Below are 14815 nucleotides of genomic sequence, written 5' to 3'. Positions count from 1 at the left end.
AAATATTCCAGAAATATCTTTACATCAGACATTATACCTGATAAAATGATAAATGTCTAAATTATTGTAAAATCGAAAGGAAATAAAGAGACAAATGAATGATTTTCTAAAAGAAGCGTTCACCAGTGAATGGCTTTTGAAATACCTCACTGAGTTGTTCGCGACTGCTTTTCTTGTAGCACTTGGTAATGGTGCTGTTGCCAACGTTGAGCTTACAGGAACAAAAGGTAACAAATCTGGTTGGATTGTTATCGCTTTTGGTTATGGTTTTGGTGTTATGATGCCAGCCCTTATGTTTGGTGATGTTTCTGGTAACCACATCAACCCTGCTTTCACACTTGGACTTGCTGCATCTGGATTGTTCTCATGGGTAGGCGTTCCTGGATACCTTATTGCACAACTTCTCGGTGCCTTCCTAGGTCAAGCTATTGTGGTTTGGGTTCACCAACCTTACTATGCACAAACTGAGAATCCTAACAATATTCTTGGGACCTTCTCAACTATCTCAGCAGTTGACGATCATGATGACACTCCAGAAAATCGTAATCGTGCCTGTGCCAATGGTTTTGTCAACGAGTTTGCAGGATCATTCCTCCTCTTCTTTGGTGCCCTTGCCTTGACAAACAACTACTTTGGTCACAAGCTTGCACAACAAGCTGTTGCTGCTGGTTACACTAAAGAAATGGTTGATGGACAATTCCATGGATCGCTTGAAACAGCCCACATCGGTGTTGGTTTCTTGGTTGCTGCTTTGGTACTTTCATTCGGTGGACCTACTGGACCAGCCCTTAACCCAGCTCGTGACTTGATGCCACGTCTTCTTCACCACCTCTTGCCAACATCAGTTCTTGGTGAGCACAAAGGTGATTCTAAATGGTGGTACGCTTGGGTTCCAGTTGTAGCGCCAATCCTTGCAGGACTTTTGGCTGTATACTTGTTTAAAGCTCTCTACCTTTAATTAATAACAAAAAATCTGGGCTCTTTGTCAACTGTAGTGGGTGACGAAAAGCTAACATCTAGAGAGGACCGGATAGGTCCTTTTTTTATGTATGTTCAGTGTGATGAAGAAACGCTTCTTAAAGTTGATAAAGTTTCTAAACCGAAGCCCAAGCGTTTGATATCTTTGATCAACTTATTAGTCGCTTCAAGTTTCGCGTTTGAATAGTCCGTTTCTAGTGCGTTTTTGATGTATTGCTTGTGTCTAAGAAAAGTCCTAAAGACAGTTTGAAAATAATGATTGACCTTGCTCCTATTTTCCTCTATCAGTTCAAAGAACTCATCTACTCTCTTCTCCTGAAAGTGAAAAAGCAAAAGCTGATAAAGTGTATAGTAGTCAGTAAGCTCTTTTGAAAAAACTAGTGTCTTCGCAACAACTTCATGTGGTGCTAAAGTTTGGCGGAAAGTCTTTGAATAGAAAGAGTTGAGAGATAACTTACATCTGTCTTTTTGGAAGAGTCGCCAGTGATTTTTCAGGGCTCGATAGGGTAGTGACTTCTTATCGAACTGGTTCATAATTGCAATTCTTGTCTTTAAAAAGGCACGTCCAAGGTGCTGGATGATGTGGAAACGATCAAGAACGATTTTTGCGTTTGGAAAGAGCTTACGAGCCAGTGGAATATAAGCTCAAGACATATCCATCGTGATAAACTGTACCTGTTGTCGGACTTTCAGTGGATACTTCAAAAAGTAGTTTCGTATAGTAGTTTGGCGGCGATTATCAAGGATGGTTATGAGTTCGTTTGTCTCATAATTCTGCGCTACAAAAGCCAATTCCCCTTTCTTGAACCCAAACTCATCCCAGGACATAACAGCAGGGAGTTTGTCATAATGTTCCTTGAAAGTAAACTGATCAAGCTTACGATAGACAGTGGACGTCGACACGCGAAGTCTTCTTGCAATATCAGTTAGTGACACTTTCTCAGTTAGGAGTTGTGTAACTTTTTGTCGGACTAGATTGGAGATTTGGCAGTTTTTCTCAACGATAGATGTCTCAGCTACCGTGACACTTCTACAACTTTTACACTGGAAACGACGTTTTTTCAGACGTAGTAGAGTTGGCGTTCCCGCTTGCTCGAGAAGAGGGATTTTAGAAGGCTTTTGAAAGTCGTACTTGATCATCTTTCCATGGCAATGAGGACATGATGGTGCAGGGTAATCAAGTTTTGCTTGAATCTCGATATGAGTGTCAGTTTCAAAAACAAGTGAAATGTTGATATTTTGGTCTTTGATTCCGATTAATTCTGTGTTATTCTTAATAAGTCTCATAAGTTCTTCCTAATGATGGTTTGGTTGCTTTTCATTATAGTTCTTATGGGACTTTTTGTGTACACTCAAAAAGCTCTATAATCTCTACAGTAGTTTTACCCACTACAGAAATTATAGAGCCAATTTTTTTATTGTGTGAAAATAAACAAGATTTGATCTTCAATTTTTACGATTCATTTTGATGTTATTTAAACAAATGATATAGCCAAGACAGTGGAACAACACAAAGATATGCCAGTAAAAATAAAGCATAAAGCTGTCAGATTTAGTCAACGTATAAAAAAGAAAAATTCCAACAAACAAAATGGAAAGCCAGAGTGTCTTCTTAACGAATAAAAAGTATTGATGCCATATCTCTTTATCACTCAAAGTGACTTTAGATTTTTTGCCTAGGACAAGATGCATCAGAACCTCTGCTATACTGCTAAGTACTGTTAAAACCAGAATCTTACTAAGAGGAATTCCTAAAAAGAATCCCATACACTCAATAAGCAATTGGGACAAAATAATGGCCGTAAGGGCACGTAGATTTTTTGACATAAAACTTAAACCTCACACTTCTCTCAAACAGAAAGTTTTCACAACGCCTACAAAGTTACCAAAGCATAGATAAGCACTTACAGCCTCGCTATTTTTATAGGCGTGTCTATCATAAACTGCCATTCTAACCTCGTTCACTTTGTTTAATGATTTTAAGCACTCTAGGTGTCAGAAAAGCTAGTAAACAAATATCCAAAACAATCACAACAATAATGATTAGGCGCCATTCGGCACCTCTCACCGTCAGCAAACGATAAACACCAGTTAAAATAATAGCCAAATGTGCCAAGCCCATACCAGCGTAAATTTGTTTAGGAGTAAACTGTCGTTCCCAAGTGGACGATTGTTCAGCTCTCGTCCGATGAACACTGGTAGGTAGGTCAGACACAGTAAGGAAACCAAACCCAGGGGTAACTAAAATAAGAAGGAAGAACCATTATATAATAATTCTAAACCAATATTGCCATCTATCAAACCTTAGGCAACAACCATGAGTTGTAAATAAAGTAACTTTCCTGAACGAAGTCGGTTAAGATAAGGCATCGCACTCACCTTTTATCACAATCACTTGTCCGCTTGTCATAATCATAACTAGGACTTAAGGTTCTTTCTCTGCTCCTCAACAGATTGGAAAAGAACCTTTTTGCTCCATCTTCCTTTTCTCAATGGACAACTCAACCTTAAAACCAAGAAATCCTCCCTAATGACATCAATAGCCATAACGAATCGCTAGCAATTTTCGCAACTCTGCCATTCGCTCCTCGATACAGGGAGACAAGGTTAGCTGGTCTTTTCTGACCACTTTGGATATTTCCAGTGACATCCTGCTTAAGATATAGGGAGTGGCTGAACGAGAGTCTGCAAGTTCCGTTCGGTAGGAGTGCAGGACCTGCTTCAAATCAGCATAATCTGGCTTATCTCCAATAGTTTCAATTACCTCATCGATGATAGCTACTGCTTGTTCTTGTCTCTCTTTGCCTCCTGCAAACCATTTAAGTCCTTTCATTAAGAAAACCTCCTTATTTCTTTCAACTAATTTTTCAATCACATCTTTAGTATAGCACACTGATAGTCATTTAAAAGCCAGCGTCACAAAAAGTGGCTATACGTCCTGAATGGTCATTCATATACAAAATGAAAAAAATTGAGGGAGATACTCAATCTTTTAACCTATTTAATATAATATCTCAGTGCTAACATGAGTGAAGCTAAGATTGCTAATGCCCCCACAAAAGAGACAAGTGATTGCTCACCGTCATTTGTTTTAGGGAATTCTTTTGTGTCTGCTACTTTATCAGTCATTGGTGCCATTTGCCCTGTTTGAGCGTTCAGTTCCTTCTGAACCGTTGACATCGGCTGTGGTTGAACAGTTGGCAAAGATTTCTCTTTCGTACTCTCTTCGGTTACTCGTGTAGGACGAACAGTTTTAGTTTGAGGTTCAGAGATGGTTGTTTGTTCCTGATTCAAAGTCATAAAACGTGGACTAGAGCTGGCTAAATGGTCATAAACTGTTTGAGCAGGTCCACCACCAACCCATCCTGATAATAGCTGACCATTTTCCAGATAAAGTAGTGTAGGTGTACCTGGAATACCAATCTCACCAAACACATAGTTTCGGTCAAAATCCTCACGATCTATATCGTAATACTCTAAACGACCATCCATCAGTTGGTTCAAGACCTTCAACTCTGGTGAAAATTGACGACAATAGTAACAGGTTCCACGTCCAAAATAAATCGTATGTGCCTGACCATCCTCGGTAAAGGCATTACGCACATCATCTAAACTTATTTTAGGTAAATCAGCAACATTAGCGTCGTATTCCTCACGAGATACTGCTGGGATATCATTTGCAGTCTCCTCCTCAGACTCAGCCAAGGTTACTGATTCAGTCGCTGCTGGTGCCTCTTTATCTTCAGGAAGCGACTGCTCCTGACTATCTGATGGTTGTTCTACTGGAGTAGATTCGGTTGCTTCAACCTTTGGAGAATTATCAGCTCCCGTTTCTACCACCTCATCCGCTAAAGCAGTTCCTACCGATAGATTCAGTAACAAGGCTGAACTCATCAGCCATAGCGTTAATGTCCTTTTTCTCATCATAAACTCCTTTCGATTACTTAGTCTAGTTTAACAATTTACAACTCTCATAGAAGCTAACGTCCCAAAAAGTGACTATACGTCCCGAATGGTAAGAATATAAAAAATCCCACTATCACCATGATATACTCCCCTTATAGTGGACAGTGAAAAAATAAAAATTTTCACTAGAAACTATAAGGGGAGTCTTATTATGTCCAAAAGAAGTCCAAAATCTGTATCTGAGAAACTAGAAATTGTTCTGCTTCACTTGGAAGAAGGTAAATCACTTAGTTGGTTAACTAGAAACCAAGGTATCTCTAAAGACACCCTATCGAACTGGGTTCGGAAGTACAAAGAAGCTGGTGTTGATGGGCTAGAGGAAAGCCGTCAATGGAAGAAGTATAGTAAGGAACTAAAGGAACAAGCTGTTTCCGACTATCTTAATGGCTTGGGAAGTCTCAAAGATCTGACCAAAAAATATGGAATTTCTGACCCTTATGTTCTCAGATCATGGATAAAAAGTTATACTAGTGGTAAAGAACTGAAAGCTACTAGTAAAGGAATGAGACGCATGAAGCAAGGACGCAAGACAACATTTGAAGAACGAATTGAGATTGTCAATTTTACCCTTGCCCACGAGAAAGATTACCAAGGGGCTGTTGAGAAGTATGGTATTTCCTACCAGCAGATCTATTCTTGGGTCAGAAAGTTCGAGAAGGACGGTTCTAACGGTCTCCTAGATCGTCGTGGAAAAGGTCTTACAAGTAAACCAAACCTTACTCCAGAAGAAGAGTTACGCCTCAAAATCAAGCAACAGGAAGAGCGGATTAAGTATCTTGAAATGGAGAACGGCCTGCTAAAAAAGTTAGAAGAAATCAAACGACGAAACCGACGGTAAGACTTGGTCGGCACTTGGAAACCTTCCAAGCGATTAAAGAATATGCGGATGAGTATGAAGAGGTTTCTATCAGCCACTTGTGCCATATTCTAAAGGTATCTCGCTCAGGCTATTACAAGTGGTTACAACATCAAGAAACAACTTCTGAACAGGAAAATTTAGGCTTGATGGATATCATCAAGAAACTTCATAGCCAGCATAATGGTATTCTTGGTTATCGTCGTATGACGCTATTTGTCAATCGCAAGCTTGAAACAAACTACAACAAGAAGCGGATTCGACGCTTGATGCACATTCTAGGTCTACGTTCCATTATCAGAAGAGCCAAGGGCTATTGTACTAAAACTAGCTTTGTCAATGTAGAGGACAACATTCTCAATCGTAATTTTACAGCCACTGCTCCAAATCAGAAATGGTGTACAGATGTGACTTTCTTGAAGTACGGTTTCAGCTGTAAAGCCTATTTGAGTGCTATTAAGGATCTTTACGACGGCTCAATTGTCGCCTATGTAGTTGGTCAATTTAATGATAACGAATTGGTATTGGAAACACTTCGTAAAGCACAAAAAGCTAATCCTAATGCGACACCATTAATTCACAGCGACCGAGGTTCGCAGTATACTTCGAAAGATTATTACCGTTTAACTACCCAGTATCAGATGACCCGCTCCATGTCTCGTGTTGGTAAGTGTATTGACAATGCACCAATTGAGAGTTTCTTTGGGCACTTTAAGACGGAGTGCTATGATTTGAAGAAGTATAAGACTTTTGAGGAGCTAGTTTCAGATATTGATGCCTACATCTATTTTTACAATCATCAACGTTTTCAAGAGCGCAATAACGGCCTTGCCCCTCTTGAAATGAGGAACAAGGCCGTCGCCTAATTGGAAAGTCAACGAAAAACTAGACACGGAGTTAAGAGAATTTAAGAATTATATTTTTCAAAGTCTTTTGGAGACTTGTAATCAAGACCTGAATGCATCCTTTTTGTATTGTAATAGGTCTCAATGTATTTAAATATTTCTTGAGTAGCCTCAGCTCTTGTCTCAAAATGAGCATCATTAATAAGCTCCCTCTTTAGCGTCTTATAAAAAGACTCCATCATTGCATTGTCATAGGGATTTCCTTTACGACTCATGCTAGATTGAGCACCGACTTGACGAAGAGTAGATTGATAACGAGAGCTTGTATATTGACTCCCTTGATCAGTATGGACAATCAAGCCAGGCTGAGGATGTTCTTTCCCACAAGCTTGTAAGAAGCAATCCCTCACCAGTTTATCTTGCATCCGTGAAGACATTGACCAGCCTACAATCTTACGTGAAAAAACGTCGATATTCACGGCTAAGTATAAGGTGCCTTCTTTGGTAGGGATATAGGTCATGTCTCCCAGCCATACTTTATTAGGAGCTGTTGCTTTAAAGATCTGATTAATTAAATTGGGTCTTGAAAGCGAAGCTCCTTTTCTGTTGTAATGTTTATATTTATAACGGCTTCCCTTGGCATAAAGTCCCATCAAGTGCATCAGTTTCCCAACACGTTTCGTGTTGGTCATAATACCAGTATTATGAAGTACCTTGGTAATTCTAACCGCACCATAGCGTCCCTTATGCTCATGAAAGACAGCTTTTATCTTCTCTGAGAGAATTTCTCTCTCCACTTGTTGTTTTGAAGGACGACGATGCATGTATTCATAGAAACCTGAGCGAGAAACCTTAAGAACTTTTACTGCATGCTTAATTTTTATCTTCCCATGATGTTTCAAGAGAAATTCAAAACGTTTTACTTGCTTCGCTTCAAGAAGACCCGGAACTTTTTTAGAAGTTCAAGTTCCTCCTGAAGATAACGATTTTCTTTCTCTAACAATTTAATCTTATGTTGGGCATTAGCTAGGGCTGTCCCATTGCCTGGAAAAGCACTTTCTCCATATTCTTCAACTTCTTGAACCCAGCGATAAAGACTATTGGCATGAACCTCAAGCTCTTGGCTGACTTCTTTAACAGAGTAACCTTCTTCAAGAATGAGTTTTACTGCAGAATTTTTAAATTGTTTATCGAATTTTCTTCTTGCCATAATAAACCTTTCCACGATTTCTCTTAACTTTGTGTCTAGTTTATTATAACCTTTCCAATTTAGTCTAACATTTGGGGGTCACTTCATAATACTGTTAACCCATTATTTGCATCAGTCATTCAAACATTTCTTAAGGACAGAGACAAGATTATCAATGCTTTGGAACTATCTTACTCTAATGCTAAGCTAGAAGATACTAACAATCTTATTAAAGTCATTAAGCGTAATGCTTTTGGATTTCGGAACTTTGAAAACTTTAAAACACGTATTTTGATTGCTTTGAACATCAAAATAGAGAGTACCAATTTGATACTCTCTAGATCTTAGCTTTTCATCTACCCACTACAGTTGACAAAGAGCCTATTAACAATTAGTTAAATTATTCAGTTGTTTATTTCTTTCTTCTTTTGTGAGATACAAATAATGGCATTGCTGTCATTAAACTCATCAGTCCAACTATACTTGCTTGTCTATCACTATCTCCGGTATGAGGAAGTACAACTTGATGACTGATATTACCTTCTACCGTCTTTGATGGCGTTGATGGAGTAGACTGATTAGACGGACTAGGCTGAACTGGTACCACTAGTTTCGGTGGTACCGCTTCCTGAGTATAGATAACAAACTCTTCACTATCTAAACTTGTCGCATCTACTAATTTTGCATCTACCTTTAATCTGTCAGCTCTGTATCCTGCTAGTTTCGGACTAATAACCTCATCAAACTTGTTATCGTCTGTCATCCAAGCCTCGAAAATAATATTTCCTGTGACCTTATCACGTATTCCTACACGCTTAAATCTCAAGGTCTCACTCACACTTGGGGACGCTTGGGACTGGTCTTTGCCATAGATGTAGTTAATAGTACGCGTTACTGATTCTGTTTCTGACACAGCTTCTGTGCCGTGAACAAGAACATAGATGAACTCTTCTAAATCGCTAGCATCTGCGGTATAGATTTGATTTGGATCATAGCTTGTAGGTTGGCTGTCCACCACATATCCCTGTGCTAAGTAGGCATCTAACTGCCCTTTGGCATCATAACCAATCGCATCACCTGTTAAACCTGTGCTATCGTGGCGTAATAACTCTTTATTACCATCTGTCTTATCAATAAAGATAAAGCGTGCATTTTGTCCTTCTTGCAAGTAAGTAACAACATGAACAAGATCCGCATCCGTCGCTGAAACCGTTTCTGAACCGATACTGAGTTTATCAGCGCTATAGCCAGTGAGAACAGGACTTGTTACGGCATTGAAGGTACTATCACTACTGACCCATGGGTTATAAGTGACCACTCCTGTGACCTGATCACGTGTCCCTGTCCGGTTAAAGTGGGCCGTCTCACTCACACTTGGGGACGCTTGGGACTGGTCTTTGCCATAGATGTAGTTAATAGTACGCGTTACTGATTCTGTTTCTGACACAGCTTTTGTGCCGTGAACAAGAACATAGATGAACTCTTCTAAATCGCTAGCATCTGCGGTATAGATTTGATTTGGATCATAGCTTGTAGGTTGACTGTCCACCACATATCCCTGTGCTAAGTAGGCATCTAACTGCCCTTTGGCATCATAACCAATCGCATCACCTGTTAAACCTGTGCTATCGTGGCGTAATAACTCTTTATTACCATCTGTCTTATCAATAAAGATAAAGCGGGCAACCTGTTTTTCAAGAAGTAAGAAATCTCTGACAGCTGTATTATTGGTTTCGTTAAGATTTAAACTAGAGCTGATACCACTATAGCCCGTTTCATAAGCTAGTCCTGTTAGAGGAGAGACGACCTTGACACTATAATTCGTATCTGGATAAGGAACACTAATCATATAGGTCCCATCTGGAGAAGTTATTGTTGGGATTAAGATACCATTTCTATCGGTAACTTGATTGCCATTACTATCAACTAAATAAAGTAGTAAACCATCTTTACCACTATCAGTGGTCTCATAAGAGCCATCTACGTTCTTATCCACATAGATACGACCAGTGACAGTCATTGGGTAGGTTTTAAGCGTTGTCACCGAACGGTAACCCTCAAGAAAAGAAGTTGACCCATTGACTGCGAGGGCAGAAGTGGTGGTGAAAGATTGTCCTATCCTAGCAGTTGACGGAATCTTTAATTGATAAGGTAGACGAATACTCTGTCCCTTCAATAAGACGACAGAACTATCGGATACCCATTTAATGGCGGTCACCGTTGACCAATCCGTGATTTGAGAGGCATCTTTCCAATCACTTAAGTCGGATACAGCTGTTCCAGAAGCTTGTTTTGTTGTGCAATAAGTGGCTGTCCAACCTGGTACTGCAGTGACTGGTCCTACTAATGTCAGACTTATTTGACTGCCTCGACTCTTATCCCCAGCATACACCAAGTCCCCAACACTTGGAAGAGCTGTGACCAAGGTCATATCTTTATAGGTAACATCAGTGGTATTCGCGATTTCTGGACTGATGGTCACCGTACTACCAGGATAAACATCACTCTTATTAAAGTCTGCCAGGCCATCCCCACCTAAAGACTTATCATAAACAAAGAGAGCTTTTGGTGTGATTGCCGAGAAGGGTTGTGATGTAGACACGACAAATATATCACCGCGATCGGTGCCTGAGGCATTCGTTTTCCCATCCCCATCAAAATCAAGTGGGTCTACTTCGTTTCCAACAAAGCGACTATTGGCTTTGAAGACCGTTCCTGTTGCGACAGTGCTATTTAAAACAGCATCCGTTAAATTTTTGTAAAATATTTCCTGATTAATCGTATAATTAATACCCATTTGAAAATTAACTTGTAAGATATCGTTTTTGATATCATAAATATAATAATCCAGACCTTTTCCTTCCTTATTTCGAATGATTTCTTTTAATATTAAATTATTACTGAAAGTTAAATTACTTGGATATGGGTCTGTAAAAGGACTTATCGAAAGATTTGTTGGTACTGCAATAAAAATATATGCTGTTGCATCATTAATTGGATAAGAAAAATTTCGTCTCCAATTGACATTACTAATTGAAATAACTCCCTTTTTTTCCACTAAAGCACCAATAGGAGTTAACTCTATGTATGATTGAAAATTAATAACCTCATCAATCATCGCTGCAAAATTAGATTTGTAGATATTAATTTTTGAATCAAGATTGTTAAAATTAGGTTGGTAAGTGATATCTGCTGTATATTTATATGCATTAGAATCTCTAATATTCGTGTAAAAACTTGGCTGAGTAGTATAAGAATAAGAAGTTAAATCATTCTTAGTATCAAAAGGAGTTGAGGTGTCTCTACTCTGAAAAGTCCAGAAAGTAACCGAACCATATAATGGAATAAAGCCACCTAAGTCCAACCCAACATAAATAGCATCTTTTATAATAGGTTTCGGAATAAGAGAAGCATAACTTGCATAAGTCCCAAGATCATGACGTTGACCAGATTTATCAAGATAGTACAAGTGACCATTATTAATAAGATCTGAGTTTAGAGAAGAACCATAAATAATAATACTCGTTACATTTGGAAAATAATTACCCCCATCTACCTGTGTTGGAACGGTATAACCTAAATTCGAAACTGGAATTCCAAATTCATTAGGATATGGAGTTGCATTTTCAAAGGTTGTCTCCGTGACAAGATAAGCCGTTTTTGAGATAGGAGCTAGTGAAACGTATTTCCCATAATCAGAACTATTAGTTAGCCTATTGTTAGTATCATTATAGTAATTATCGAAATTTATTAATGTAGTTACCCGCATTAAACGCTCATTTGGAATGGCTTTATGAACCCAAATATTCTTATGTGAATATGTCATCTCAGGTATTTCTGAAACTTTTTGTCCATTTTTATAAACTGAGATTGTAAAAAAAGAATCAGGAACATCTAATGTATTTCCTGTATAAACCATCTCAAAAAAGGAACTGAAATTTTGAAATAGTGTAGCAGTTCCAGTGCCATCTATAGAAATATCAAAATAACCTTTTGTTGCGAAATCTACGGATGTAAAGAAACCAGAGTTCATTGGATCACGAATAGCCCACTCTCCAATCTGATCACTTGGAATGGTTACCCTAACAGTATACCCGTCTGCCAATCCACCATATACACTATTATTTAAACTTCCAAAGAAAGTAGTGTATTTTGTTTTAAAAGTCTCATCCGCATAAAGATTATAGTTTCGTGTCGAACGGCCATAGCGAGTTCCTGTCGCATCATCAATATAGCCAACTATCTGTGCACCATTATAAGTACCAGCATCATTACTTGTCAAAGAAGTTGAAACTGTTGGTAGATCCGTTAAGGTTTTATAGGTCACATCCTGACTAGTTTGGTTTTGAAGTACACCATTTCCATCATAGAGTTGTGCTAAAACCGTAATACTCGTGCCATTTTCCACATTTCCATTGTCAGTCGTTAAGCCTCCAACAATGATAGGGAGAGAAAAAGTAGACCCTGAAATAACAGTACCTAGTGGCAACTTATAGACCCCATTACCTAGATTAGTGGCGACTTGATTATTTAACCCTGTAATTTTAGGATTGGTAATATCGCCACCCGCATAAGTATCTGTAAAAGTAAAAAGGACATAAGCATTTGAAATAGTAGTCGCAGTGTCTGATACGGTAAGATTGGTGCTTAAAGCGACCGCTTTTCCCGTTAAATCCGTAAAATCATTTGTCGCTTTTCCTGTATCAATCCGAGTGATATTCATACTTGTAGCAGGATTAGGTGTAACAGTAGCTAGTAAGCGTACAGTTCCTGCAGGTTTTGGTGCGACTGAAGTAAGGGTATTTGAATTGATCGTCGCTGACGTACTTGAAACTATTGAAGTTGATAAGTTTGACGGACTGAAAGCCGTTGTTAAACTTGTAGCAGTCGTGCTCGTATCGCTTGAGGCGATCGCAAGCGATGTTGTTGCTTCTGAACTGGTAGTCGTTGTTAAAGTACTTTGAGCAGTGCTTTCAGCCGGTGTCATGATAGCTGATACACTACTTGCGGTTGAATCACTGGTAACTGGTGTTGTGACTGAAGCCGTTGTTAAACTTGTAGCAGTCGTGCTCGTATCGCTTGAGGCGATCGCAAGCGATGTTGTTGCTTCTGAACTGGTAGTCGTTGTTAAAGTACTTTGAGCAGTGCTTTCAGCCGGTGTCATGATAGCTGATACACTACTTGCGGTTGAATCACTGGTAACTGGTGTTGTGACTGAAGCCGTTCCAGTTGAAGTATCAGGTATTACATCAGCACGAACGAGAGTTGGTGTAATAAGCAATCCTACGGCAACTGCTCCTAAAAGAGCCGTTTGTGTTCCATAAGCCTTATATTTTCGTAGTGAAAAAATTTCTTTTCTGTCACAATAGTGTTTCATTTTTGGTTAAACTCTCCCTATTATTTTTTATATTCTATTATACTATACAAAACAGTTGTCTTAATGATAATTTTTTACATACTTAATGTAATTTTTTGACATGAAAGATGCGTGTTATAAAATTAGGCACTATAATTTCGGTTCTGTTGCAAAGTTTTAAATAAAGAATAAAATCCCTTACGGTATCTATGATTTAAGCTGGGATTCCCAATAATACCTTGATTTCAGTACAGACCGAAAACCCGAAGAGAGTGCCTTCTTTTCGGGTTTTCTTATATAATCCTCGGATGGCTTCCATGCCTTTAATCGTGGGTGAGGCAGTGCGTAAACTTCGATAGAATTTATTGCGTCTCTTTACTGGACGATGGTCTTGTTCAATCAAATTATTCAGGTATTTAATGGTACGATGTTCTGTCCCTTGATAAAAGCCGTATTCTTTTAGTTTCTTAAAGGCACTTGTAATAGAGGGGGCTTTATCTGTGACTACAACCTTCGGTTCATCAAACTGCTTCACTAACCGCTTAAGAAAAGCATAGGCTGCTTGTGTGTCCCGTTTTTTACGTAACCAAATATCCAAGGTTAAACCATCTGCATCGATGGCTCGATACAAATAATGCCATTTTCCTTTAATTTTGATGTACGTTTCATCCATTTTCCATGAATAAAAGGATTTTTTATTTTTCTTTTTCCAAATTTGATAGAGTAGTTTGCCATATTCTTGCACCCAACGATAAATCGTCGTATGAGAAACGTTAATGCCACGATCATATAAGATTTCTTGAACTTCACGATAGCTAAGGTTATAACGAAGATAGTAGCCCACGGCTACAATAATCACATCCTGCTGAAATTGCTTTCCTTTAAAATGATTCATCGTCATTCCTCCTGCTATCTTTTTCTATTATTCTACCTTATTTGATAGTAGATTTAAAACTTTGCAACAGAACCGATTATTATATGATGGAAGATGTTTTACCAATAATCAGTCAAAACTTTATTTACTCTGAGTTGGTGAATCCAATTATTCAGAAGAAAGAGAAACAGTATCTAGTAAAAATAGCCGTTCGATATTTAGACAATGAAACAAAGATTGAAAATATTTCCCAATACCAATTAACTTTAGAGAAGAAGGATAACTGGAAAATAATAATGAATGAATAAAGAATATTAAGATGAAAACAATACTTGAATATTTAGTATAAGCAAAAAAAATTGTATGTCACTATAGCAAACTTATAATGATTTAGCATAAATAATCCAAAATATAGCGTGAAATCAACCTTCTATGAGAAGTATAAGCAAATTCACCTTTATTCTAACTTATAACTATTTTCATTACATTACTTAAAAAGGTCTCTCCAATTTTTTCCAAATAAACAGTATAACTTTTAATGATATTTTCCAAGTCAAACTTAATATTAACAATTCAAAACTATTGGAACCACTGCAAAATATTTTGTTAAGCAGTATATATTTCAAAAATTATACGTAATATATTTGTAGAAAGGTTGTGGACAGTTGTCCTATTGACCTGAAAAGTAATATAATAGCTGGATGAATAAAGAATCCCTTATGAACTTGTAAATCGTTATTAAATCGCTGAA

General features: G+C 38.2%; 10 protein-coding genes and 2 pseudogenes. 4 read left to right on the top strand and 8 right to left on the bottom strand.

All coding sequences use genetic code 11. The annotated features are described in order from the left end of the window. Window positions 1–94: 94 nt before the first annotated feature. The gene (gene gla / locus NST05_RS02705) at window positions 95–958 is read left to right on the top strand and encodes an aquaglyceroporin Gla (protein WP_002951781.1); all 864 of its coding nucleotides are present in this window, start codon (window positions 95–97) and stop codon (window positions 956–958) included. Window positions 959–1016: 58 nt separating this feature from the next. Here gla and NST05_RS02700 read toward each other — a convergent pair. The 5 genes and pseudogenes from NST05_RS02700 to NST05_RS02680 all read right to left on the bottom strand — a co-directional run bounded on the left by NST05_RS02700 (window position 1017) and on the right by NST05_RS02680 (window position 4902). Further along, window positions 1017–2265, bottom strand: a pseudogene (locus NST05_RS02700) (ISL3 family transposase). Window positions 2266–2424: 159 nt separating this feature from the next. Continuing rightward, on the bottom strand, window positions 2425–2805 hold the full coding sequence (locus tag NST05_RS02695; protein WP_084829082.1) for a bacteriocin secretion protein: 381 nt from the start codon (window positions 2803–2805) through the stop codon (window positions 2425–2427). Window positions 2806–2929: 124 nt separating this feature from the next. Beyond that, a complete protein-coding gene (locus tag NST05_RS02690; RefSeq protein WP_002945924.1) occupies window positions 2930–3193 on the bottom strand; it encodes a hypothetical protein in 264 nt (87 codons plus the stop codon). A 321-nt stretch (window positions 3194–3514) separates the two neighbouring features. Further along, window positions 3515–3811: a bacteriocin immunity protein gene (locus NST05_RS02685; protein ID WP_004197070.1), complete on the bottom strand. Its 297-nt coding sequence runs from the start codon at window positions 3809–3811 to the stop codon at window positions 3515–3517. Window positions 3812–3975: 164 nt separating this feature from the next. Next, a complete protein-coding gene (locus tag NST05_RS02680) occupies window positions 3976–4902 on the bottom strand; it encodes a thioredoxin family protein (protein WP_084829083.1) in 927 nt (308 codons plus the stop codon). 193 nt (window positions 4903–5095) lie between these two features. On the opposite strand from NST05_RS02680, the gene NST05_RS02675 reads away from it, so the two are divergent. Beyond that, a protein-coding gene (locus tag NST05_RS02675) for an IS3-like element ISSth1b family transposase (protein WP_106693466.1) occupies window positions 5096–6666 on the top strand; the annotation gives its coding sequence in 2 pieces (ribosomal slippage) (window positions 5096–5741 and window positions 5741–6666; 1572 coding nt in all). 41 nt (window positions 6667–6707) lie between these two features. On the opposite strand, the gene NST05_RS02670 is transcribed toward NST05_RS02675, so the two are convergent. Then, a protein-coding gene (locus NST05_RS02670; RefSeq protein ID WP_095559415.1) for an IS3 family transposase occupies window positions 6708–7855 on the bottom strand; the annotation gives its coding sequence in 2 pieces (ribosomal slippage) (window positions 6708–7603 and window positions 7603–7855; 1149 coding nt in all). A gap of 93 nt (window positions 7856–7948) precedes the next feature. On the opposite strand from NST05_RS02670, the pseudogene NST05_RS02665 reads away from it, so the two are divergent. Continuing rightward, a pseudogene (locus tag NST05_RS02665) lies at window positions 7949–8182 on the top strand (transposase); the annotation flags it as partial. 64 nt (window positions 8183–8246) lie between these two features. On the opposite strand, the gene NST05_RS02660 reads toward NST05_RS02665, so the two are convergent. After that, window positions 8247–13211, bottom strand: a complete 4965-nt coding sequence (locus NST05_RS02660; RefSeq protein ID WP_340742894.1) for a mucin-binding protein — start codon at window positions 13209–13211, stop codon at window positions 8247–8249. A 193-nt stretch (window positions 13212–13404) separates the two neighbouring features. Continuing rightward, window positions 13405–14085 (bottom strand): IS6-like element IS1216 family transposase, encoded by a 681-nt coding sequence (locus NST05_RS02655; protein WP_013646119.1) that lies wholly within the window; start codon window positions 14083–14085, stop codon window positions 13405–13407. Between the two features lie 83 nt (window positions 14086–14168). Here NST05_RS02655 and NST05_RS02650 point away from each other — a divergent pair, with 83 nt between their 5' ends. Next, window positions 14169–14372 (top strand): conjugal transfer protein, encoded by a 204-nt coding sequence (locus tag NST05_RS02650; RefSeq protein WP_017370349.1) that lies wholly within the window; start codon window positions 14169–14171, stop codon window positions 14370–14372. Window positions 14373–14815: the final 443 nt, after the last annotated feature.

Origin of the sequence: Streptococcus sp. FSL E2-3494 (assembly GCF_038007085.1) — a bacterium.
In the GTDB taxonomy this organism is placed as follows: Bacteria; Bacillota; Bacilli; order Lactobacillales; family Streptococcaceae; genus Streptococcus; species Streptococcus thermophilus.
The sequence above is the reverse complement of the archived record's forward strand: the minus strand, read 5'-3'. Positions and strand labels throughout refer to the sequence as shown.